Here is a 23,024-nt window from a genome sequence, read left to right as displayed (position 1 = left end):
CCGCACCCCCGGCATATTTCCGGAACATCGAAGCGGAGACCTTTCGCATGTTGATCCAGGATCATGATCGGGCCGGCGGCTATTGGGGGGCTGTTTACGCGTTCTGCGCCGTGAAGGGCCTGCAGGTCGTCATCGACGGACCCGTTGGCTGTGAAAACCTGCCCGTCACCTCGGTGCTGCACTACACCGATGCCTTGCCGCCCCACGAACTTCCCATCGTGACCACCGGGCTTGGTGAGGAGGAGTTGGGTCGCGACGGGACTGAGGGCGCGATGAAGCGGGCCTGGGGCACGTTGGATCCGGCCCTGCCTGCCGTGGTTGTGACGGGATCCATCGCCGAGATGATTGGTGGTGGCGTGACGCCCGAGGGCACCAACATCCAGCGGTTCCTGCCGCGCACCATCGACGAAGATCAATGGCAGGCCGCGGACCGTGCCATGACCTGGATCTTTACCGAGTTCGGGATGACCAAGGGCCGAATGCCCAAGGAAGCGAAGCGCGAAGCCGGCGCCAAGCCCCGCGTCAACATCCTGGGGCCCATGTATGGCACCTTCAACATGCCCTCGGACTTGGCCGAAATCCGGCGTCTGGTCGAAGGGATCGGGGCCGAGGTCAACATGGTCATGCCCCTGGGCGCCCATCTGGCCGAGATGCGCAACCTGGTGAACGCGGACGTCAACATCTGCATGTATCGGGAGTTTGGGCGCGGGCTCTGCGAGGTCCTGGGGAAGCCGTATCTGCAGGCACCTATCGGGGTTGAGAGCACGACCTCCTTCCTGCGCAAGTTGGGCGAGCTGACCGGGCTGGACCCGGAGCCGTTCATCGAGACCGAAAAGCATTCGACGCTGAAACCCGTTTGGGATTTGTGGCGGTCGGTGACGCAGGATTTCTTTGCGACCGCGTCCTTTGGGATCGTGGCGAATGAGACCTACACCCGGGGCATCCGCCTGTTCCTGGAAGACGATCTGGGCCTGCCCTGTGCCTTCGCGGTGCCGCGTGTGGCGGGGCGCAAGACCGACAATGACGCGGTGCGCGAGATGATCGCCGTGAAGCGGCCCCTCGTGCTCATGGGGTCGATCAACGAGAAGATGTATCTGGCCGAGACGGCGGGCGGATTTGGGCCGAAGCCTGCGTTTATACCGGCGGGCTTTCCCGGCGCGGCCATTCGGCGGGCCACGGGCACGCCCTTCATGGGCTACGCGGGTGCCACGTATCTGTTGCAAGAGATCTGCAACGGCTTGTTCGATGCGCTGTTCCATATTCTGCCGCTCGGCACGGACATGGACGCGGCCGAGGCAACGCCAACACCGCTCAAGCGCGATTTCCCGTGGGAGCCTGAGGCCCAGGCCCTGCTCGACCGGATCGTGGCCGGCTTCCCAGTGCTGACCAGAATTTCCGCTGCCAAGACACTCCGCGATCAGGCGGAACGGGCAGCGCTTAAGGCGGGGGCGGCCCGTGTCGATGCCGAAACGGTTGCACGCCTCGCCCCCAAAGATACCCAGACCAAGGAGGACGAGCATGTCTGACATGACCTCGAACACCCCGATCGCACGGTCCCGCAAGGAACCGGGCTGGGAATACTGGATGTACTTCGCCCCGATCTTTGCGCTGTCGCTGCCTTTGGCGGGGCTGCGCGCAGTATCGGCGGCGGTGCAGTCCGACACATCTCCGCGCCCTGGTATCCTGACGGATGCTTGGACCCGCGCGCGCGATGTGACGACGACGATCTGTTCGGTCTGACCCCAGACCCGAGCCGACCAACGCCCCAGCACGTCAGACACGCCAGGGCATGACTATACGCTCCCCTTCCCGTGGCCGGGCGGATCGGAGCAGAACTTTCATCCCCCGCCAGGGGGGTGATCGGCCGATGTCGCAATGAGGCGGCATCGGGGCCCGGCCGCAGGGTGTGCGGCGTCAGTTCTAAGGAGTTTTCCCATGGCTGACAGAACCGACCTGTCTTTCACAGGTCTCACCGACGAGCAGGCCCAGGAACTGCATGCGGTGTATTTGAGCGGGCTCTGGCTGTTTTCGGCAGTCGCCGTAGTCGCCCACCTGCTCACGTACATCGTGTTCCCGTGGTTCGCGTTCTGAGGGGGTAGATCATGTCCAAGTTTTACAAAATCTGGCTGGTCTTCGACCCGCGCCGCGTTTTCGTGGCTCAGGGCGTCTTCCTGTTCCTGCTCGCTGCGATGATCCATCTCGTGCTGCTGTCCTACGACGGCTACAACTGGTTCGAGTTGAGCGCCGCCGCACGGGGCGAATAACACCCGGTCGCGGGCGGGGCGGTGACGTCTCGCCCGCGCCAATCCCAACGATAACTAGACGGAAACAGGGGCTGCGCCGCGCGTGGCCCGGCGACCGTCCCGAATGCGCGGAGGCTGCCCCATGGCATTGCTCAGCTTCGAGAGAAAATACCGCGTCCGAGGCGGGACGCTGATCGGGGGCGATCTTTTCGACTTTTGGGTGGGGCCGTTTTACGTCGGCTTCTTCGGGGTCACGACTGCCTTCTTTGCGGCCCTTGGGACGCTTCTCATATTCATTGGCGCCTCGTGGCAGGGGACGTTCAACCCCTGGACGATCAACATCGCGCCGCCGGACTTGTCCTACGGTCTGGGCCTTGCCCCGCTACAGGCAGGTGGTCTGTGGCAGATCATCACGATCTGTGCCGTGGGTGCCTTCGTCAGCTGGGCCCTGCGCGAGGTGGAGATCTGCCGCAAGCTGGGCATGGGTTACCACGTACCCTTCGCCTTTAGTGTTGCGATCTTTGCCTATGTGACGCTGAACGTGTTTCGCCCGCTTCTGATGGGCGCCTGGGGGCACGGGTTTCCGTATGGCATCTTCAGCCACCTGGATTGGGTCAGCAACACGGGCTACGCCTATCTGCACTTCCACTACAATCCGGCCCATATGCTGGCTGTGACGCTGTTCTTCACGACGACGCTGGCCCTGGCCTTGCACGGGGCACTGGTTCTGTCCGCCGCAAACCCCGAAAAGGGCGAAGAGGCCAAGACCCCCGATCACGAAGATACGTTCTTCCGCGATTTCATCGGCTATTCTGTGGGCACCCTGGGCATTCACCGTGTCGGGTTCCTGCTGGCCATCAACGCCGGTTTCTTTTCCGCCGTCTGTATCATCATCTCTGGACCCCTTTGGACGAAGGGTTGGCCCGAGTGGTGGAACTGGTGGCTGACACTGCCAATCTGGCCCGCTGCAGGAGGGATGTGAGTCATGTCTTGGTGGCCTGAATACCAAAACATCTTCACCCAAGTTCAGGTGCAAGGCGCACCTGAGATGGGGATGGACAACGAAAACGAGATGCACCGGGAGCGGACTAAATCCGCGTCCTTCTCCACCCTGGCCGGTTGGTTGGGCAACGCGCAGCTGGGGCCGGTTTACCTGGGCTTCTTTGGCGTGGTGTCCCTGGCGACGGGCACGCTGTGGTTGAACATCATCGGCTTCAACATGCTGTCGCAGGTTGGGTGGTCGATCCCGGAGTTCATCCGGCAGCTCTTCTGGCTCGCGTTGGAGCCGCCGTCGCCAGAGTACGGCCTCACCATGCCGCCGCTGAATGATGGCGGGTGGTATATGATCGCCAGTTTCTTACTGCTGATCTCGGTGATGAGCTGGTGGGCCCGGTCCTATTTCCTGGCGCAGCAGCATAAGATGGGCAAGCACGTCGCCTGGGCCTTTCTGGCAGCGATCTGGTTGTTCCTTGTGCTGGGCTTCTTCCGCCCGATCCTGATGGGATCCTGGTCCGAGATGGTGCCCTACGGGATCTTCCCGCACCTGGATTGGACGACGGCCTTCTCGATCCGCTACGGGAACCTCTACTACAACCCGTTCCACGCGCTTTCGATCGTGTTCCTCTATGGCTCGGTCCTGCTGTTTGCCATGCACGGTGCGACGATCCTGGCGGTGACCCGCTACGGCGGCGACCGCGAGTTGGAGCAGATCTATGACCGCGGTACCGCGACCGAGCGCGCGGCCCTGTTCTGGCGCTGGACCATGGGCTTCAACGCCACGATGGAGGGGATCCACCGCTGGGCCTGGTGGTTCGCGGTCCTGACCCCGATCACCGGCGGCATCGGCATCCTGTTGACCGGCACTGTCGTCGACAACTGGTTCATCTGGGCGCAGGAGCACTACTTCGCCCCCACCTATCTCGAACCCTACGGGTACGAGGAATACGTGACGGGAGGCGAATAAGATGTTCCCCAAATGGTTCGACGATTGGAACGCGAAAAACCCCACCAACATCTTCGGCCCCGCCATTCTGGTGGGGGCCCTGGGTGGGGCCCTGTTCCTGGCGGCGCTTGTGGTGACCTGGGGCAACCCGTTCTACGATGAGTTCGATCAGACTGGCCCACGTGGGACGGGGATGCAGATTGCGGCCCTCAGCAGCACGGTCGATCCCACCATCGAAGAGTACTACACCGAAGAGCCCTATCCCCGCGAAGAGGGAGAGCCGCTCGCCGGTGAAGTCTACGAGAACGTGCAGGTCCTGGGTGGCGTGTCCGACGGCAACTTCAACCGCCTGATGAACGCGATGACCCAGTGGGTCTCGCCCGACCAAGGGTGCCTCTACTGCCACGTGCAGAACGACGATGGAGAGATCAACTACGCCTCGGACGACAATTACACCAAGATCGTCTCGCGTCGCATGATCCAGATGACTCAGTACATCAATGAGGAATGGATCGGTCACGTTCAGGCAAACCAAGAGGTCGGGGTGAACTGCTACTCCTGCCACCGTGGTCAGCCGGTGCCGAACAACATCTGGTTCCGCATCGACCCTGTCACCGAGTCGACGGCCGGTTGGTCAGCGGTTCAAAACCGGGCGACGGTTCAGTCTCAGTTCACCTCGCTGCCCTCCGATGCGCTGTATCGCTACCTCTATGAGGACAATGTGATCGCCGTGCACGACCTGGAAAGCCGCGTTGGGGATTGGCCTGCGGACGAAGGTGTGGCGACCTGGCAGAACACGGAGCGGACGTTCAGCTTCATGAACTACTTCGCCAACTCGCTGGGTGTGAACTGTGTCTTCTGTCACAACAGCCGGGCCTTCTATGACCCGTCGCAGCACACGCCCCAGTGGGCCACGGCATCGCTCGGCATCATCATGGCACAGGAGCTCAACAACGACTTCCTGGAGCCGTTGGGCCCGGTCTACCCGCCAGAGCGTCTGGGTCCGGTCTATGCCGATGCGCCGAAGGCCGCCTGCAAGACCTGCCACCAAGGCTACAACAAGCCGCTGCAGGGTCTGAACATGATCGCGGATTGGCCTGAATTGGCCAGCTCGGAACCGCCTGTCTACGAGTGATCGCTTTCCGGCCTCCGCCCCTTGTAGGTGGGTGCCGACCCCCATGCCCTACGATGTCCCAATCCGAGTAGGCATGCCTGAGCGCGCGATGGAGTTCCTCCTCGCGCGCTTTTTTTGTCTGCTTCGGGAGGTCAGGCGCGCCGGACGGCAGATCGCGGACAGAGGACAGACGCAGAGGACGTGAGGGCTGAGTATGAAGGTGTTGGATTTGCTGAGGATGACTGTGGTCTCGATATCGCTGCCGACCTCCTGAGACCGGCCCGAAGCTGCGCCGCATAGCGCGTTCGGAAAGGTAGGGTCCGTGATAACGACGTTGGAGAAGCAATTGGGTCAAGTACCGGACCGGGCCCGCGTTAGGGGGGGGGGCACGGGGGCTTGGGGACGTCGGATCCTTCCGACTGCTAGACGCGACGGGACGGCTTCGGATCACGGGCTATCATCGCGTTGCGGCACTCCGCACAGGGCGGACACATATTGTCATCCGAGCCGCGCCGCGATGGGGATTCCGCGCGGAGTGGATACGCTCAATTTGCGCTGACTGAAGGGAAGATGGAGCCTAGGGATCGGAGATCATGGTCAGGGCGGTGTTTCCCCAACCATCAAGGCCTTCAACTAGGCGCGGTTCAGGACGCCAAAGATCGCGTCCATGTGCTCTCGCATGTAGATACGCAGCCAAGGGGTGAAGCGCTCGGGATGACGGTCGATTTCTGCGCGAAGGTCATACAGATCGACCCACCGCACGGCCGCCACCTCATCGGGGTTGAGCGCCATGGGGACTGTCCGATCCGCATCGGCGGTAAAGACCTCGACCACCTCATGCTCAATCAACCCGTCGCCCACATCCGCGCGATACTCCAGAACGCCGCGAGGCCGCATGGTCAAGCCGGTGATCCCCACCTCCTCCGCCAATCGGCGGTTGGCGCAGGTGACGTTGTCTTCGTCCCAAAGCGGATGGGTGCAGCAGGTGTTCGCCCACAGTCCGGGCGTATGATACTTTGACAGGGCGCGTTGCTGGATCAGGATGCGCGCGCCGTCCATCACAAAGACAGACACGGCCTTGTGCCGCAGGCCTAGCCGATGGGCGTCCAGCTTCTCAACGGGGGTCAATGTGCCGTCGACCCAGGCGGGGATCAGAATGGTCATGCTTGGCGCGCTCCGGTCGCGGGAACGATACCCATGAGGTGGGCAAGGTTCTTAATACCGATCTTGATATGCGCCATGGGCCGGGCCTTCACGAGTTCCTTATTCATATAGGCTTCGAAGGTCAGGCGCTGCACGTCGACATCGTGACACAGTGTGACAAAGCGTTCGCGACGTTCGTCGGATTTGTAATAGGCGTCCTGCATCGCGCCGAGGATCTTAAAGACCGCCTTGTGATCTTTCATGAACCGTTTGCGCGCCGTGGCTAGGTGCGCGGCCTGTCCCGTCGCCAGGACCTTTTCGCAGGCCACAGCGGCCACGCGCCCGCCGACCATGGCATAGAAGATCCCCTCGCCAGAGCTGGGCGCGACAACGCCTGCCGCGTCTCCGGCCAGGACCAGATCGCGACCGTTGTCCCAACGCTCCAGCGGTTTCAACGGGATGGGTGCGCCTTCTTTCCGGATGGTGGGGCAATCGGCCAGGCCCGATGCGGCGCGCAGGGCGCGGGTGGCTTCCTTCAGGTCGACGCCGTCGCGGCCCGTGCCCATGCCGACGCTGGCCGATGTCCCGTGGGGGAACACCCAGCCGTAGAAATCGGGGCTGATCTGGCCGTCATAGACCACATCGCATCGCGCGGGGTCGTAGGAGCCGACCGCGTCGGGGGCTTCGATAATCTCGTGGTAGGCGATCACATAGGGGATTTCCTTGCCGCCCTTTACCTCGGCCCGTGCCACGCCCGAGCGGGCACCATCCGCGCCGATGACCAGCCGGGTGTCCAGCCGGACTTCCTCGCCACTGGCCTTGTCGCGGTAGAACACCGTCGCCACGTTCCCTGACCGTTCGATCCGCAGGAACGTGCCGGTGTGCCGTGCCGCCCCCGCCTCGGCGGCGCGGAGGCGCAGAAACTCATCGAAGTGTTCCCGGTCGACCATGCCAACGTAGCCATCTTCGATGGGGATATCGACCTGACGCCCAGTTGGGGAAATCATGCGGGCCGTGTTGATCTTGGCCACGAGTTGGCTGTCGGGAATGTCGAAATCCCGGATCAATCGGGGGGGCACGGCCCCGCCGCAGGGTTTGATGCGCCCAGCCTTGTCGATCAGCGCGACGCTGCGTCCGGCGAGTGCCAGATCATGGGCCGCGGTGGCGCCCGAGGGGCCGCCCCCGATCACGACGACGTCGAAGGTCTGGGTCATGGTCATTCTCCGGGGATGGGGGCGGGCGTGGCGCCGAGGACGCGCGCAGCCATCAGGGCCGCGGCAAGGAAGAGGATGGCTTCGAGGGTGAACAGCGTGCCGTAGGCCGCGCCATCCGGCAGGACCGTGCGCAGCAGGTCCAGCGTGGTTGTGGCGGCGATGACGGCGATGCCCGAGGCAATGGCCTGGGCCGCGCCGAACACGCCCATGGTCGTGCCCTCGGCGTCCTTATTCGCAGAGGCGAGCCGCATCATAGACCCGATGGCGCCGACAGCGAACAGGCCATTGCCAAGACCCAAGGTAACGGTCCCGGGGATGAGGGGTGCGCCCGCACCCAGGGCAATCAAGCCCACAGCGGATAGGATGCACCCAACGATGGCCCAGGCCCGCAGGGATCCGATCCGCAGATGGACCAGCCCGCCGCTGGCCAACATGCCCAGCAGGGCTGCGCCATCCTTTGCGCCAGACAGTTTGGTTGAGTCTCCGGGTGGCAGGCCGTGGACATGGCCGGCGAATGTCTCGAAAACCGGTTCCGACAGCTGAAAGGCCAGGATTGACAGGAATACAAAGCCCGTGAAGCGGCGGGCGGAGGGGGCCGCCCAGACTTCACGGAGGGCCTCGGCCAGCGGCTTGGAGGCCGTCGAGGGGACGACGCCAGTCCGCTCCATGCGCCACGTCGCGCCTAGGGTCACGATCAGTGCGCCCGCCGCCGCGATGGCGACAACCCGCACCAAGCGTTCGGGCGAATATGGCTCTAGTCCGATCCCGACGCATATGGACGTTAGGATCGCCCCCCCAATCAAGAAGAGCCATGCGATCGTGGCAGAGACACCGCGTTTGTCTTCGGATGTCGCAATCGTCAGAAGTGCCAGAAACGACGTTCCGGCAGCACCGATGCCCAGGCCGATGGCGACATAGGCCAAGACCCAGACCAGGAGGGCCGCGCCCGTAGGGAGGCCGACAGCCCAGGCGGCGGCGATCATACCTAGGCAGAGTGTTACCATGCCGCCGATGATGACGGGCACTCGCGCCTGAGTCCTATCGGATCGGTAGCCCCAAGCTGGTCGACTGAGCTGCACGCCATAATGCAAGGCTATTAGAAACCCGGATAGGGTTGCTGGCAGGGCAAGCTCCACCGTCATGAGACGGTTGAACAGATTCAATGGGAGCGCAGACATACCCCCGATCGCTGCGTTCACCAGACACAGCCGACCAATCCCGGCCCATCCCAGTGGGACCGCGGCGCTCATGCGGCCCCCAAGGCGGCGGCGGCCACCATCATACCCGAGACGGAGCCCAGCACGCCGGTGCCATTGTACCAAGGCGCCAGGCCCTTCGGGTCCCGCAACAGCCGACGCATGGCCATCAGTTGCGCGCCCACGAGGGCTGCGATCATGGCGCCATGGATGGGATGACCCCAGGCGACCAGTAAGGCGATCACCGCGATCTGCGGCACGGCCATGACCCAGCACGCGACCCGTGCCGCGCGCTCGGGTCCAAGGGTGACGGGCAGGGAGTTGACGCCTAGCTGCCGATCCCCCTCCAGCGCTTTGAAGTCGTTCAGGGTCATGATGCCGTGGGCGCCAATCCCGTAAAGCAACGCCACGGCGACGATCCGCCAATCCGGTGCTCCGGCGGCTAAGACTGCCGCGCCAGTGATCCAAGGCAGGGTCTCATAGGACAGACCGACCAGACCAGGCCCCCACCAGCCCGACCGCTTGGCGCGAAGGGGTTCCGCCGAATAGGCCCAGGCGGCGATCACGGCCAGGACCGTGGCGCCAAAGCCCCAAGGCCCCAGAAAGGCTCCCATGAGCAGGGAAAGGACCGTCATGGCCAAGGCGATCCAAAGGCCCCAGCGACCGGGGACGCGGCCCGATGGGATGGGGCGGTCGGGTTCGTTTATGGCGTCCACATGTCTGTCGCACCAATCGTTTGCGGCTTGGCTCATGCCGCAGACGACGGGCCCGGCCAGAACCACGCCGAGGGCCACCAGACCGGGCGCGGTGCTGGGCGACACGCCCGAGGACACGACACCGCAGAGGTAGGCCCACATCGGCGGGAACCAGGTGATCGGCTTGATCAGACGCAACATCGCCAGGGGCTCAGGCACGCGGCGTGGCGTAGAGTGTAAATCAGACGTGACAGTCATGTGTGTATCGTAGTCGATACACTTGAGTCGTCACAAGGGGGTTTGAACCGATCCCGTTACGCGGGCTCAGGATTCATCCCGTTGGAGCAACCCGTATTTCCGCAGTTTGACGTACAGGCTTTGTCGGCTCAGCCCCAACATCTCTGCGGCAGCGACGCGATTGTTGTTGGTCAGTTCCACGGCGGCTTCGATGCATTGCTTCTCTACCACATCCGTCATGGACGCGACGATATCGCGCAGCGGTGCAGAGCCCACGAGCGCCGTCGCGTTGCCCAGTCCGGCGTCACCGGGCATGTCGGCGTCGACGCCCGTGTCCCGCAGCATCGTACCGCGCCCCATGTCGCGCAGGACAAAGCCCTGGCCTTGCCCATCGGGCAGCGCCACGCAGACGATCTCCACCGAGACAGAAGAGCCGAACCGCGTGATCAGGCGGGTCGCATAGGCGCCAATCTGGCTTGTATCTGTGATAACCTTGAGGTCCACGCTCCCCCGCGCCAGCGTGTCCGGGAACGACAGACCCCGGAGTGGCGCAATGGAGTCCACATCCATCATCGTCAGAAAGGCGTCATTCGCCTGAACGATCCGGTAGTCATCGTCGGTAAAGACGATGGCATCGCTGCCGTTGGTGTAGAGCGCAGCCAGCCGGTCGGACAGATCTTGTTTGACGCTCGTGGTGGGTCCGCTCTCGGTCCGGTGAATGCGGCACAGAAGAACCCGTTCACCCGCATTGCGGAACGCCGAGGGTCGGATCGCAACCTCTTGGCCATTGCGGCGGAGCGGGGCGACGACGGCCTGACCGCTTTCATCTTCGGCTGCCCGGATCAGCGAATCCAGGAAATCGGCGCGCTTCCGGCCCTCAAACTCCTGGGTGAAGGCGCTGTTCGACAAGGCGGCTTGCCCCGCATGGAACAGCTTTGCGGCGGCGCTGTTGGCATCGAGAATACGACCCGTTCCCACGTCCACGAGCACCAGCGCCTCGTTTGAGGCCTCCAGTAGGACGCGATACCGGGTCTCAAACACCCGTTGGCCTTCGTAATCTTTTTCCAGAGCCAGTTGCGCCCGCACCAGGCGTTGCTGCAACTCAGCGACCGGGCGCATGTCACGGCCCAGCATCAGGATCCGCCCGTCGCGGCCGGTCAGATGCATGGTGTATCGCACCGGAAAGTCCCAGGCGCCGCCGTCAATATGGTTCACTTCGATTGCGTCGGGTCGCCCAGCCGCGTTGGCCGCGACGGCTGTGAGCAGGCCCGTTACCTTGGCGACGCTATCGGGGGCCAGGAAATCCGTGATGTTACGGCCTTCCCAATGGCCGATTTGACCAAGGGCGGAGTTCAGGGGGTTCGTCGTCACGGATATGACCGTGCCCCCTTCGGAGAGGACAAGCGCTAGGTCTGCGGCGGTCGCGACGATATTGCCCAGGTACTCAGGCGCGATTCGAGGTCCAGAACGCTCATTCCAGAAGTCGCTTTCCCGAGTGTTCATCTGCCACTTCTCCTTTGTCGCTCGCTAGCGATCGGATCCCGCCCCCATTGGACACCTAGCTGGCAAGTGCCCGTCCGAAAGTTGAATATCGCAGAATTTCGCAGCTTGTCTAATATCGTTCGTTGCTAGATCCGCCCCAGATCTGCGGCATTCTTGCGCGTTAAGGGCCATTGCGGGCCCTCCGACAACGATTGGGATGGGTTTTGAGATCTCTTGGCGCAGGGTGCGGATCAACTCAGGCAGCTGCGCGACGGACCGATAACTGGCCACCGAGATCAAGATGCCAGCAGGCGCGGCTCGGCTTGTGATGCGGACCAAATCGGGTCCACTCAACCCGGCCAGGACCGATGTGGGGGCGCCCAACGCGCGCAGTTGATCGGCGGCAAAGGCCGCTGGCAATCCGTGCTGCTCCCACCTCGGCACGATCATCGTCAAGGACTGCGCACCCCGTGGTGCTGGCGACTGGCGGGACAGCGTGCGGATCGCGTCCTGCAGCCGTGTTGCCGCGATGGTGACATCCACGAAAGACAGTCGGTCATCCTGCCATCCACTGTCCAGCAGGCGCGCAACATCCGGAAACACGCGGTCCAGCAGCACCCGTGCGATATCGCTGCGGCGCCCCGCCAGATCCAGGATGGCCCGGCGCGGCCCGTCATCCACATCGATCATCGCGCGTTCAACCAAGGCGATCAGATTCGGCGTGATGCCAAATTGAGGACCCCTCTGAAGGTCCCGCAACAGCCTGATCGCCAGGGGGCCTGGCGCTGCGGTCATCGCAAAAGGTGGTTCGAAGCCAGGCACATGGACCTCTCTTTCGAGGATTCTGCAACCGCCTACAAAGTACGCCCCGCAACCTCGATGTGTCACGGGTAACTGACAGCTTGTCCATAGGCGTAACGTGAGCTTGTCACTAAGGCAACACTCTTAGTGTAACTTCAAGTTGACATTCTGCCCGTCAACGCGCTGATACTGTCAGGGAAAGGGAGTCGCCTCATGTCCGCCCCGAACGGAGACATCACCCACGCGTCGCTTTACACAGCGGCAGAGCGTGCCCGCCGCGATGAAACGGTCTGGACCACGATCCAGGGCGTTCTTGCGCCCCTGCAATTCTTGGTCTTCCTTGTCTCACTCGCCCTGGTCGGTCGGTACTTGCTCACGGGCGCGGGGTACGAGGCGGCGACAGCGTCCATCGTGCTCAAGACCGTGGTTTTGCTCACGATCATGGTGACGGGCTCGATCTGGGAAAAGGTGGTCTTTGACTGCTGGCTCTTTGCTCCGGCCTTCTTCTGGGAAGATGTCGTCAGTTTTGGCGTGATCGCTTTGCACCTGGCCTATGTCTGGATGCTGCTAAGCGGTGACTTTTCCCCGCTGGCTCAGATGATCTGCGCCCTCGTGGCCTATGCGGCCTACGTCGTGAACGCGGCGCAGTTCCTTTGGAAGCTCCGGCGCGCCCGCCTTGAGGGGGTGCCCGCATGAATGATTTGTCCCCCACCGGCTGCACCAACGCGCCCGTTCTGCGTGAGCGGGGTCAGCATGAGGTCTTTTGTGGACTGACGGGCATTATTTGGCTGCATCGCAAGATGCAGGATGCGTTCTTTCTGGTTGTCGGCTCTCGGACTTGCGCGCACCTGCTGCAATCGGCGGCGGGCGTGATGATCTTCGCTGAACCACGGTTCGGCACCGCGATCCTTGAGGAAGGCGATCTGGCCGGTCTGAAGGATGCCAATGATGAGTTGGACCGAGAGGTCGCGCGCCTCCTCGACCGCCGTCCCGACATCAAGCAGTTGTTCCTTGTCGGCTCCTGCCCGTCCGAGGTCATTAAGCTGGATTTGGCCCGCGCGGCCGAGCGCCTGACCGATATCCACGCGCCCCACGTCCGCGTGCTGAATTACTCGGGATCGGGGATCGAGACGACCTTTACCCAAGGGGAGGACGCCTGCCTCGCCTCCATGGTCCCGGGCTTGCCCGCGACCGATGCGCATAATCTCCTCCTGGTCGGGGCTTTGCCGGATGTGGTCGAAGATCAAGCGCGCGATTTGTTGGACCGGATTGGCCTCCCGCAGGTCTCCGTCTTGCCTGCCCCGCGGGCCGATGGCGCGCCATCCGTCGGGCCCAACACCCGCTACGCTCTGCTTCAGCCGTTCCTGGGCGACACCAGCGCCGCCTTGGACCGGCGCGGCGCCACCCGGATCGACGCGCCCTTCCCCTTTGGCGAAGAGGGCACAACCCTGTGGCTCAAGGCGGTCGCGGCGGCCTTCGGTATCGCGCCCGAGGTCGTTGACCGCGTGACCGAGGCCCCCCGCGCCCGTGCGCGCAAAGCGGTTGCGGCGGCGGCGGAGACGCTCTCCGGCAAGCGCATCACGTTCCTGCCGGACAGCCAGCTGGAACTCTCCCTGGCCCGGTTCTTGACCCGAGAATGCGGGATGGAGGCCGTTGAGGTCGGCACACCCTTTCTACACGGCCCCATCATGGCGCCGGAGCTCGCGCTTCTCCCCGGGGGCGCGCGTCTCTCCGAGGGGCAGGATGTGGACAAACAACTGGACCGCGTGCGCGCCGACCGTCCGGACATCACCGTTTGCGGCTTGGGCCTGGCCAATCCCCTAGAGCGGGAGGGGCTGACCACGAAGTGGGCCATCGAGTTGGTCTTCTCGCCTGTGCATTTCTATGAGCAAGCGGGCGACCTTGCGGGTCTCTTCGCGCGTCCGCTCCGCCGCAAGGCGATCCTGTCGGGCGCCCCCTCCCTTCGATGTTCCTCAAATATGCCGGGGTCCGGGGCAGAGCCCCGGCGCGTCCCATGAAGCTGACCGTTTGGACATATGAGGGCCCGCCCCACGTGGGCGCCCTGCGCGTCGCTACCGGGATGGAAGGGCTGCATTATGTCCTACACGCGCCCCAGGGTGACACCTATGCAGATCTGCTGTTCACAATGATCGAACGGCGCGGGAAACGCCCGCCGGTGACATACACGACGTTCCAGGCCCGTGATCTGGGGGCGGATACCGCCACGCTGTTCAAGGACGCCTGCCTCGCCGCCTATGAGCGCCACAAACCGGAGGCTCTGATCGTTGGGGCCTCTTGCACGGCGGAGCTGATCCAGGACGATCCCGGTGGTCTGGCGGAGCGACTGGGGCTGCCCGTGCCGGTGATCGCTCTGGAACTGCCCAGCTATTCCCGCAAGGAATTGTTCGGCACCGACGAGACCTTCTATCAACTGACCCGCCATCTGGCGAAACCCTGCGACCGCACGCCCGAGGTATCTTGCAACATCCTGGGGCCCGTTGGCCTGGGCTTTCGGCACCGGGATGATGTTGTCGAGGTGACGAAGCTGCTGGCCGCCATGGGGATCGCCGTCAACGCGGTGGCGCCCATGGGCAGCCGTCCGTCGGACATCGCGCGCCTAGGGGCCGCCCATTTCAACGTTCTGCTGTATCCTGAACACGGCGAGGCCGCCGCCCGCTGGTTGGAGCGGGAACACGGCCAGCCCTTCACCAAGACCGTCCCCATCGGCGCCAAAGCCACGCGTGAATTCGTAGCCGAGGTTTCCCAACTGGCGAGCGTTGCGCCGCAGTTGGACGAGGCGGACCTGCGCCAGCCCTGGTGGTCGGCCTCTGTCGACAGCACCTATCTAACCGGTAAGCGCGTCTTCATCTTCGGCGATGCGACCCACGCCATGGCCGCCGCGTGCGTAGCCCGTGACGAGATGGGCTTCGAGGTCTGTGGCTTGGGCTGCTACAACCGTGAGTTCGCGCGGCCTCTGCGGGCATTGGCCAAAGAGCTTGGGGTCAGCCCCCTGATCACCGATGACTATCTGGAGGTGGAGCGCGCGATCGCCGAGGCGGCGCCCGAGATGATTCTGGGCACCCAGATGGAGCGTCACATCGGTGAGCGTCTGGGCATCCCCTGCGCCGTCATCTCATCGCCCGTACACGTGCAAGACTTCCCGGCCCGTCATTCCCCGCAGATGGGCGTCGAGGGGGCAAACGTGTTGTTCGACACTTGGGTTCATCCCCTGGTCATGGGCCTGGAGGAGCATCTCTTGACGATGTTCCGAGAGGATTTTGAGTTCTCTGACGAGGCTGGGCCCTCGCACCATGGTGGCGCGCCTGCGGCACGCGCAGAGGGGGGCCAGCCCCCCACGCCTGCGGCGCCCCCCCGGCATATTTCGGGAACATCGAACGACGGGGAGGTGCTGGAGGTCGTTTGGGCGGCTGCGGCCGAGAAGGAACTGCGGAAGATCCCATTCTTTGTGCGCAATAAGGCGCGACGCAACACGGAGCGGTTCGCGGCAGAGCGCGGTGTCGGCGAAATCAGCGTAGAGACGCTGTATGAGGCAAAGGCCCATTATGCGCGGTGATGGCCCCCTCCCCGGGCCGCGGCCCTACCGCGTGGCGATTGTCACGTTGGACGCCCATGCGGCTGGTCCTGTCGCACGAGTCGGACGGCGCTTGGCGCGAGAGTTTCCGGGGCTTGAAGTCTCGGTCCATGCGAGCGCCGGCTGGGCCGAAGCGCCCGAAGCGTTGGAGGCCGCGCGCCACGCCGTTGCTGAGGCTGATATCATCGTCTGCGGCTTGCTGTTCATCGACGAGCATATCCAGGCTATCCGCCCGGACTTGGAAGCGCGGCGGGATGCCTGCGATGCGCTGGTGGGCATGGTCAGCGATCCAGCCATCGTCAAGCTGACGAAGATGGGCGATCTGGATATGGGGCAACCCTCGTCCGCGGCGGTTCAACTGCTCAAGAAGCTCCGCGGGTCCAAGTCACCTTCGGCCAGCAGTGGCGAAAAGCAGATGAAGATGCTGCGCCGTTTGCCGAAGTTGCTGCGGTATGTGCCCGGGAAGGCGCAAGATTTGCGGGCTTGGTTCCTGTGCATGCAGTATTGGCTGGGGGGATCGGATGAGAATTTCGAGGGCCTTCTACGGCATCTGATTGGTCGCTACGGGCGGTTCGAGACGGAGGCACTGGCCCCCATCGACTATCCCGAAGTGGGACTCTACCATCCCGATACCGGGATCGTGGCTGAGGCGGATCAACTGCCTGTCGTGGACGGTGTGCGGGCGACTGTCGGCCTGTTGCTGATGCGGTCCTACGTTCTGGCGCGGGATACGGCCCATTACGACCACGTCATCCGTACCTTTGAGGCCCAGGGCATTCGGGTTCTGCCCGCCTTTGCGGGTGGCTTGGACATGCGGCCTGCCATCGAGGATTACTTTAGCGAGGGACGCATCGACGCGCTGGTGTCGCTGTCTGGGTTCTCGCTGGTTGGTGGCCCCGCTTACAATGACAGCCCCGCCGCTGTTTCGGTGCTGGAGGCGTTGGATGTGCCTTATATCGCGGCACATCCGTTGGAGTTTCAGACCCTCGGCCAATGGGGTGCGTCGGCCCAGGGGTTGGGGCCGGTCGAGACGACCATGTTGATCGCGCTGCCCGAGATTGACGGCGCAACCAATCCGACCGTGTTTGCCGGTCGCCATGATGTCAGTGGCTGTGCGGGATGTCCGCGCGGGTGCTCGGGCGACGAGACCCGCGAAATGGCCGCCTGCCCTGAGCGTGTGGAGGCCCTGGTCGCGCGGGCGGGCCGGTTGGCCCAATTGCGCAGGTCCCGCGCAGCGGAGCGGAAGATCGGGATCGTGTTGTTCAACTTCCCGCCCAATGCCGGGGCGAGCGGGACAGCGGCGTACTTGTCCGTCTTTGAGAGCCTGCATAACACCCTGCGCCGTCTTGCCGCCGAGGGTCACGCTTGTGACGTGCCCGATACCGTGGAGGCCCTGCGGGAGGCGGTTCTGGGGGGGAATGCAGCGACCTATGGCCAGGATGCCAATGTCGCCGCCCATGTGAGCGCCGATCGTCTGGTCGCAGAGGATCCCTGGCTGGCTGAGACGGAAGCGGTCTGGGGCGCGGCGCCGGGTCGGTCCTTGTCCGATGGGCGGGGCGTCTTTGTCTTGGGGGCGCAGTTCGGGAACGTGTTTGTTGGTCTCCAGCCGCCGTTCGGGTTCGAGGGCGACCCCATGCGTTTGCTGTTCGAAAAGGGCTTCGCCCCGACCCATGCCATGGGCGCGTTTTACCGCTGGATCAGAGACGATTTCGGGGCCGATGTGGTGCTCCATTTTGGGATGCATGGCGCGCTGGAGTTCCTGCCGGGGCGGCAGGCGGGTATGGGCGCCGGCGATTGGTCGGACCGGCTGATCGGGGATGTTCCAAACGTCTACCTCTATGCGTCTAACAATCCGTCCGAGGCGTCCTTGGCCAAGCGACGTAGCGGGGCCGTGACGGTGACCCATGTGACGCCGCCGGTTCTAGCATCGGGTCTGTATAAGGGGCTTCAGGCCCTCAAGGACAGCGTATCGCGGTGGCGCGGGGGGGACCGCTCTGCGGACCTGTCGGCCCTTATCGCGGATCAGGCTGCGGCCGTGGATATGGACGAGGCGGACCCCGATAGGCTCTGGCTAGCATTGTTAGAGACTGAATCGGCTCTGATCCCCGACGGGTTACATGTGGTTGGAGACGATCTCAGCGAGGCCCAGGTCGCCGCCTATCTCGGACATCTGCCCTTGGAGGCCCGCGTGGAGGCGGAGGCTGCGCTGCGCTCCTCGGCGGAGCTGGACGGGCTGATGCGCGCGTTGTCGGGGCGGTACATCTCGCCGGTACCGGGGGGTGACCTGATCCGGTCGCCCGAGGTGTTGCCAGCCGGGCGCAATATCCATGCCTTCGATCCCTTTCGGATGCCGACCGACTATGCCTTGCGCGATGGGATGGCCCAGGCGGATCTGTTGATCGCCACCCATGCGGAGGTGCCCCGTTCGGTCGCCTTGGTTCTGTGGGGCTCGGACAACATCAAATCCGACGGTGTCCCCATTGGTCAGGCGCTGGCCCTGATGGGCGCGCGGCCCCGGTTCGACCACTATGGTCGTCTGGCGGGGGCGGAGCTGATCCCCCTTGAGGAACTTGGGCGCCCTCGTATCGACGTTGTCATGACGCTGTCAGGGATTTTCCGCGATCTGCTGCCCTTGCAGACGCGCCTGCTGGCCGAGGCCGCCTGGCTGGCCGCGACGGCAGAGGAACCGACAGACCAGAATTTCGTGCGTGCCCATGCACTCGCCTATGCCGACAAGATGGGCTGCGACATGGAGACAGCCGCCCTGCGGGTCTTCTCCAACGCCGAGGGCGCCTATGGTGCCAACGTGAACGCGCTGATCGACAGCGGCGCCTGGGATGACGAGGGCGAGCTGGCCGATGCCTATGAGGCGCGCAAGGGCTTTGCCTATGGCCGCTCGGGCAAGGCGGCGCCCCAGGGCGCGCTGCTGACGGCGGCATTGGGCGATGTGGATCTGGCCTACCAGAACCTGGAATCCGTCGAATTGGGCGTGACGACAGTGGACCATTACTTCGACACGTTGGGTGGCATCAGCCGTGCGGTGAAACGCGCCAAGGGGACCGAGGCGCCGGTCTACATCGGGGACCAAACCACGGGGGCCGCCAAGGTGCGGACCCTTCAGGATCAGGTCGCGCTGGAGACCCGGTCGCGCAGCCTGAACCCCCGGTGGTTCGAGGGTCTGCTCAAGCACGGGGCCGAGGGTGTGCGCCAGATTGAGGCGCAAGTGACGAACACGCTCGGGTGGTCAGCGACCACTGGCGCCGTGGATCCTTGGGTCTATCAGCGCCTGTCAGAGACGTTTGTCCTGGACGAGGAGATGCGGACTCGTTTGGCGGAGTTGAACCCCAAGGCCAGCGCCCGCATGGCCAACCGCTTGCTCGAGGCCGGGGACCGGGACTTCTGGCAGCCCGACGCCGAAACGCTGGCCGCGCTGCAAGACGCCGCCGAAGAGCTGGAAGACCGGCTCGAAGGGATCACGGTGGCCGCCGAATGATGCGCGCCCCTTCATATCACGTGACACGCGCCCCGGACGTGCTCCGGGGCCCCTGGCCGCTCAGCGCGGCCTCAAGTTGGAGGGCCCTCTGATGCCCAAGGATATTCCTGAACTCAAAGGGTTGGACGGCGAAGGCTCCGTCCAAGTGCACCAGGACGCCAATGCCAAGATTGAAGGGGCCAAGGTCTTCTCGGTCTATGGCAAGGGCGGGATCGGCAAATCGACGACCTCATCGAACCTGTCGGCGGCCTTCACCAAGCTGGGCAAACGGGTGCTGCAAATCGGTTGCGACCCGAAGCACGACAGCACCTTTACCCTGACGGGTCGCCTGCAATCGACGGTGATCGACACCTTGAAAGAGGTCGATTTCCACGCCGAGGAGCTGCGCCCCGAGGATTTCGTGGCTGTCGGCTATGGCGGTGTCCAATGCGTGGAGGCCGGCGGTCCGCCCGCTGGCACCGGCTGCGGCGGTTATGTGGTGGGGCAGACCGTCAAGCTGCTGAAACAGCACCACATGTTGGAGGACACGGATGTCGTGATCTTCGACGTTTTGGGCGACGTCGTCTGCGGTGGCTTTGCCGCTCCGCTGCAACATGCCGACCGCGCGGTGATCGTGACGGCCAATGACTTCGACAGCATCTATGCCATGAACCGGATCATCGCCGCAGTTCAGGCCAAGGCTAAGAACTACAAGGTGCGTCTGGCGGGCTGTGTGGCCAACCGGTCCCGTGAAACCGATGAGGTTGACCGGTATTGCGACGCCGTCGGCTTCAACCGGATCGCCCATATGCCCGATGTGGACGCGATCCGGCGTAGCCGCCTGAAGAAGAAGACCCTGTTCGAGATGGACGACGAGGAAGACATCGTCCGGTGCCGCGCTGAGTACGTGCGTCTGGCGCAACTGCTCTGGGACGGGACCGAAGGCCTTGCGCCGGAGCCTCTGCCGGATCGCGAAATCTTTGAGCTTCTGGGGTTCGATTGATGGACTACGGCGCCACCCGTTCCCGCGTCGAAAGCTATTTCGACGGCACCGCCACGCAGGTCTGGGCGGATCTGACCTCGGACGCGCCTGTGTCTAAGGTCCGCGCCACCGTGCGTGCGGGTCGGGATCGGATGCGCGACGTGATTCTGTCGCGCCTGCCGGACGATCTGACCGGCGCGCGGGTGCTGGACGCGGGCTGTGGCACGGGCGCCAAGGCGGCTGAATTGGCGCGGCGCGGGGCCGACGTGGTGGCCGTGGATATCTCGCCCAAACTGCTCGACATCGCGGCCAAGCGCCTGCCCGAGGCGCTGCGCGAGCGTGTGACCTTTACCGCCGAAGACATGTTTTCCCCTGCGTTAGGGTCGTTTGACGCGGTCGTCGCGCAGGATTCGATGATCTACTACGGTGCCAGTGATTTGGCCCGGCACTTGGACGCCCTGTCCAGCCGGACGCCGCGCACGGTGTTCAGCGTCGCGCCGCGCACCCCCCTGCTGATGGCGATGTTCTGGGCAGGCAAGGCCTTCCCGCGCAAGGATCGCTCACCCACGATGGTGCCCCATTCCGCCGCTGATCTTGCACCGCGCTTGTCGGGTGCCCTGATCGAGGTCGAGCGGGTGACGAGCGGTTTCTATATCTCCACCTGCCTGGAGCTGCGCGCGTGAGCGCCCTCAAACATATGGCGCTGAAGGCGTTGCCCTTCTCGGACGCCGGGTCTGCGGGGCTGCCCTTGGCGCAATTGCTGCGGCTGTCGCTGTTCCAGGTCTCGGTCGGTATGGCCGCCGTGATGCTGCTGGGCACGCTCAACCGCGTGATGATCGTGGAGCTCGGGCTGTCGGCCTTCCTGGTGGCCGCGATGATCGCCCTGCCTGTGTTGATCGCGCCGTTCCGCGCGCTGCTGGGCTTCAAGTCCGACACCTACCGCAGCGCCATTGGTTGGAAGCGCGTTCCCTACCTGTGGTTCGGTACCCTGTGGCAGTTCGGCGGGTTGGCGATCATGCCGTTCTCGCTGCTGATCCTGGGCGGCTACGATCAGATCTATATCCCACCGGGTGCGGGGGAGGCGGCTGCGGCTGTTGCCTTCCTGATGACGGGCCTGGGGATGCATATGACCCAGACGGCGGGTCTCGCCCTGGCCGCGGACCGCGCCGATGATGAAACGCGGCCGAGGGTCGTGGCCCTGCTCTACGTGGCCTTTCTCGCAGGGATGCTGGTCAGTGCGCTGCTGATCGGCTGGCTGCTGCGCGACTTTGACCCGGTTGTCCTGATCCAGGTGGTGCAAGGCACGGCTGTGGCGACCTTGGCGCTGAACGTGGTGGCCCTGTGGAAGCAGGAATCGTTCAAACCGACCACCAAGGCCGAGCGCGCCGAACCCGCGCCTCAGTTCCGCGACGCTTGGGCCGATCTGGCCGGTGGTGGGACCGCCGGGCGCCTGTTGCTGGCAGTTTTCCTGGGCACCATGGCCTTCAACATGCAGGACGTGCTGTTGGAGCCCTATGGCGGCGAGATCCTGGGCCTGTCCGTTTCGAACACGACGCTTTTGACGGCCTGCTGGGCTGTGGGCGCCATCGCGGCCTTTGCGCTGGCGGCGCGTTGGCTGGGACAGGGGATCAATCCGACACGCATGGCCGCGCGCGGGGTTCTCGTGGGGCTGGGCGCGTTTAGCGCGGTGATCTTCTCGTCGCCCCTCGGCTCTGCGTCGCTGTTCTTTGCGGGCAGCCTGGGCATCGGGTTCGGCGGCGGTCTATTTGCCGTTGCGACCCTCACCACGGCGATGACCTTGCCCACGGGACTGGCCGGGCGAGGCTTGGCCCTGGGCGCCTGGGGCGCGGCCCAGGCCACGGCCCAGGGCCTCAGCACGGCGCTGGGCGGGGGGATCCGCGACGGGGTGAATGCCCTGGCCACCTCCGGCGTGTTGGGCGAGGTGCTCAACAGCCCCGTCACCGGCTACTCCGTCGTCTACCACATGGAGATCGGCCTGCTCTTCCTGACGCTGGCCGCCCTTGGACCATTGGTGCGCCGCACCGCACGACCTTCAGACAGACCCGACCCGAAGGAGGCCAGGATCGGACTGGCCGACTTCCCAACTTGAGGGACCAAACCCATGCAACAAGTGGATGCCTTTTTCGGAAACTTTGACCTGGCCAGCCTGGCGATTTGGCTGTTCTGGGGCTTCTTTGCCCTGCTGATCTACTACCTTCAGACGGAGAATATGCGCGAAGGTTACCCGTTGGAAAACGACGACGGGACCATTGCGCCAAACCAGGGGCCGTTCCCTGTCCCGTCGGAGAAGACCTTCATCCTGCCCCATGGCCGCGGCGAGGTCGTGCAACCGACACTGCAGCCCGAGGCCCGCGAAGTCGCCATGGAAAAGAGCGCCGTGCCCAACGGCTTCCCGTTTGAGCCGACGGGCAACCCGATGCTGGACGGTGTTGGACCGGCAAGCTGGGCCCCGCGTCGCGACCTGCCGGAACTGGATGGCCACGGTCATCCCAAGATCCTGCCGATGCACGCGGTCGACGGCTTCCGCGTGAGCGCGGGGCGTGACCCACGTGGCCTGCCTGTGATGGGCGATGACGGCAAGATCGCCGGTGAGATCAGCGATATGTGGATCGATGTGCCCGAACAGCTGGTCCGCTACCTCGAAGTGGACGTGGCGGACGCGGGCAAGCGGATCATCCCGATCCAACTGATGCGGATCCACGCCGACCACGTCGAGGTGAAGGCCCTGCATCAACAGCACTTCGCCCAGATCCCGGCGACCAAGTCACCGACCCAGGTGACCATGCTGGAAGAAGACAAGATCTGCGGCTTTGTCGGCGGGGGCAAGCTCTATGCCAGCCTCGACCGGCAAGAGCCGCAGCTCTGATCGACCACAGACCGTAGCGGGAGG

At 64.1% G+C, this 23,024-nt stretch carries 21 protein-coding genes; 15 read left to right on the top strand and 6 right to left on the bottom strand.

Features of this window, described 5'->3' with window-relative positions; translation table 11 throughout:
- Nucleotides 1-47 precede the first annotated feature (47 nt).
- The 7 genes from bchZ (at nucleotide 48) to pufC (ending at nucleotide 5,320) form a co-directional block, all read left to right on the top strand.
- Nucleotides 48-1,526, top strand: a complete 1,479-nt coding sequence (bchZ, locus tag K5R33_RS09195) for a chlorophyllide a reductase subunit Z (protein WP_220748731.1) — start codon at nucleotides 48-50, stop codon at nucleotides 1,524-1,526.
- A complete protein-coding gene (pufQ, locus tag K5R33_RS09190) occupies nucleotides 1,519-1,740 on the top strand; it encodes a cytochrome PufQ (RefSeq protein WP_220748730.1) in 222 nt (73 codons plus the stop codon). Before bchZ ends, pufQ begins: the two co-directional genes overlap by 8 nt.
- A 195-nt stretch (nucleotides 1,741-1,935) precedes the next feature.
- The gene (gene pufB, locus K5R33_RS09185) at nucleotides 1,936-2,091 is read left to right on the top strand and encodes a light-harvesting antenna LH1, beta subunit (protein WP_109562365.1); all 156 of its coding nucleotides are present in this window, start codon (nucleotides 1,936-1,938) and stop codon (nucleotides 2,089-2,091) included.
- Between the two features lie 11 nt (nucleotides 2,092-2,102).
- On the top strand, nucleotides 2,103-2,264 hold the full coding sequence (gene pufA / locus K5R33_RS09180; RefSeq protein WP_220748729.1) for a light-harvesting antenna LH1, alpha subunit: 162 nt from the start codon (nucleotides 2,103-2,105) through the stop codon (nucleotides 2,262-2,264).
- 121 nt (nucleotides 2,265-2,385) lie between these two features.
- Nucleotides 2,386-3,225: a photosynthetic reaction center subunit L gene (gene pufL / locus K5R33_RS09175; protein ID WP_220748728.1), complete on the top strand. Its 840-nt coding sequence runs from the start codon at nucleotides 2,386-2,388 to the stop codon at nucleotides 3,223-3,225.
- Between the two features lie 3 nt (nucleotides 3,226-3,228).
- The gene (gene pufM, locus K5R33_RS09170; RefSeq protein WP_220748727.1) at nucleotides 3,229-4,206 is read left to right on the top strand and encodes a photosynthetic reaction center subunit M; all 978 of its coding nucleotides are present in this window, start codon (nucleotides 3,229-3,231) and stop codon (nucleotides 4,204-4,206) included.
- Nucleotide 4,207: 1 nt separating this feature from the next.
- On the top strand, nucleotides 4,208-5,320 hold the full coding sequence (gene pufC, locus K5R33_RS09165; protein WP_220748726.1) for a photosynthetic reaction center cytochrome PufC: 1,113 nt from the start codon (nucleotides 4,208-4,210) through the stop codon (nucleotides 5,318-5,320).
- 612 nt (nucleotides 5,321-5,932) lie between these two features.
- On the opposite strand, the gene idi is transcribed toward pufC, so the two are convergent.
- The 6 genes from idi to K5R33_RS09135 form a co-directional block, all read right to left on the bottom strand.
- The gene (gene idi, locus K5R33_RS09160; RefSeq protein WP_220748725.1) at nucleotides 5,933-6,463 is read right to left on the bottom strand and encodes an isopentenyl-diphosphate Delta-isomerase; all 531 of its coding nucleotides are present in this window, start codon (nucleotides 6,461-6,463) and stop codon (nucleotides 5,933-5,935) included.
- Nucleotides 6,460-7,656, bottom strand: coding sequence for a geranylgeranyl diphosphate reductase (locus K5R33_RS09155; RefSeq protein WP_373314154.1), 1,197 nt, complete (start codon nucleotides 7,654-7,656; stop codon nucleotides 6,460-6,462). The genes idi and K5R33_RS09155 overlap by 4 nt, the downstream gene beginning before the upstream one ends.
- A 2-nt stretch (nucleotides 7,657-7,658) precedes the next feature.
- A complete protein-coding gene (locus K5R33_RS09150; protein ID WP_220748723.1) occupies nucleotides 7,659-8,906 on the bottom strand; it encodes a BCD family MFS transporter in 1,248 nt (415 codons plus the stop codon).
- On the bottom strand, nucleotides 8,903-9,805 hold the full coding sequence (chlG, locus tag K5R33_RS09145; protein ID WP_220748722.1) for a chlorophyll synthase ChlG: 903 nt from the start codon (nucleotides 9,803-9,805) through the stop codon (nucleotides 8,903-8,905). Before chlG ends, K5R33_RS09150 begins: the two co-directional genes overlap by 4 nt.
- A 66-nt stretch (nucleotides 9,806-9,871) precedes the next feature.
- On the bottom strand, nucleotides 9,872-11,287 hold the full coding sequence (gene ppsR / locus K5R33_RS09140; RefSeq protein ID WP_220748721.1) for a transcriptional regulator PpsR: 1,416 nt from the start codon (nucleotides 11,285-11,287) through the stop codon (nucleotides 9,872-9,874).
- A 24-nt stretch (nucleotides 11,288-11,311) separates the two neighbouring features.
- The gene (locus K5R33_RS09135; RefSeq protein ID WP_220748720.1) at nucleotides 11,312-11,956 is read right to left on the bottom strand and encodes a hypothetical protein; all 645 of its coding nucleotides are present in this window, start codon (nucleotides 11,954-11,956) and stop codon (nucleotides 11,312-11,314) included.
- Between the two features lie 324 nt (nucleotides 11,957-12,280).
- On the opposite strand from K5R33_RS09135, the gene bchF reads away from it, so the two are divergent.
- The 8 genes from bchF (at nucleotide 12,281) to puhA (ending at nucleotide 23,000) form a co-directional block, all read left to right on the top strand.
- The gene (gene bchF / locus K5R33_RS09130) at nucleotides 12,281-12,763 is read left to right on the top strand and encodes a 2-vinyl bacteriochlorophyllide hydratase (protein ID WP_220748719.1); all 483 of its coding nucleotides are present in this window, start codon (nucleotides 12,281-12,283) and stop codon (nucleotides 12,761-12,763) included.
- Nucleotides 12,760-14,085 (top strand): ferredoxin:protochlorophyllide reductase (ATP-dependent) subunit N, encoded by a 1,326-nt coding sequence (locus K5R33_RS09125; RefSeq protein ID WP_220748718.1) that lies wholly within the window; start codon nucleotides 12,760-12,762, stop codon nucleotides 14,083-14,085. Before bchF ends, K5R33_RS09125 begins: the two co-directional genes overlap by 4 nt.
- Nucleotides 14,082-15,641 (top strand): ferredoxin:protochlorophyllide reductase (ATP-dependent) subunit B, encoded by a 1,560-nt coding sequence (gene bchB / locus K5R33_RS09120; RefSeq protein WP_220748717.1) that lies wholly within the window; start codon nucleotides 14,082-14,084, stop codon nucleotides 15,639-15,641. The genes K5R33_RS09125 and bchB overlap by 4 nt, the downstream gene beginning before the upstream one ends.
- Complete coding sequence (locus K5R33_RS09115) at nucleotides 15,631-19,152, top strand: cobaltochelatase subunit CobN (protein WP_220748716.1); 3,522 nt, start codon at nucleotides 15,631-15,633, stop codon at nucleotides 19,150-19,152. The genes bchB and K5R33_RS09115 overlap by 11 nt, the downstream gene beginning before the upstream one ends.
- 91 nt (nucleotides 19,153-19,243) lie before the next feature.
- Nucleotides 19,244-20,134, top strand: coding sequence for a ferredoxin:protochlorophyllide reductase (ATP-dependent) iron-sulfur ATP-binding protein (bchL, locus tag K5R33_RS09110; protein WP_220748715.1), 891 nt, complete (start codon nucleotides 19,244-19,246; stop codon nucleotides 20,132-20,134).
- Entirely contained in the window at nucleotides 20,134-20,796 is a 663-nt protein-coding gene (gene bchM / locus K5R33_RS09105; RefSeq protein ID WP_220748714.1) for a magnesium protoporphyrin IX methyltransferase, read from the top strand. Before bchL ends, bchM begins: the two co-directional genes overlap by 1 nt.
- Before the next feature lie 14 nt (nucleotides 20,797-20,810).
- Entirely contained in the window at nucleotides 20,811-22,223 is a 1,413-nt protein-coding gene (locus tag K5R33_RS09100; RefSeq protein ID WP_220749059.1) for a PucC family protein, read from the top strand.
- Nucleotides 22,224-22,235: 12 nt separating this feature from the next.
- The gene (puhA, locus tag K5R33_RS09095) at nucleotides 22,236-23,000 is read left to right on the top strand and encodes a photosynthetic reaction center subunit H (RefSeq protein ID WP_220748713.1); all 765 of its coding nucleotides are present in this window, start codon (nucleotides 22,236-22,238) and stop codon (nucleotides 22,998-23,000) included.
- The last annotated feature ends 24 nt before the right edge of the window (nucleotides 23,001-23,024 follow it).

The organism is Jannaschia pagri (assembly GCF_019655435.1).
Lineage (GTDB): Bacteria > Pseudomonadota > Alphaproteobacteria > Rhodobacterales > Rhodobacteraceae > Jannaschia > Jannaschia pagri.
The sequence above is the reverse complement of the archived record's forward strand: the minus strand, read 5'-3'. Positions and strand labels throughout refer to the sequence as shown.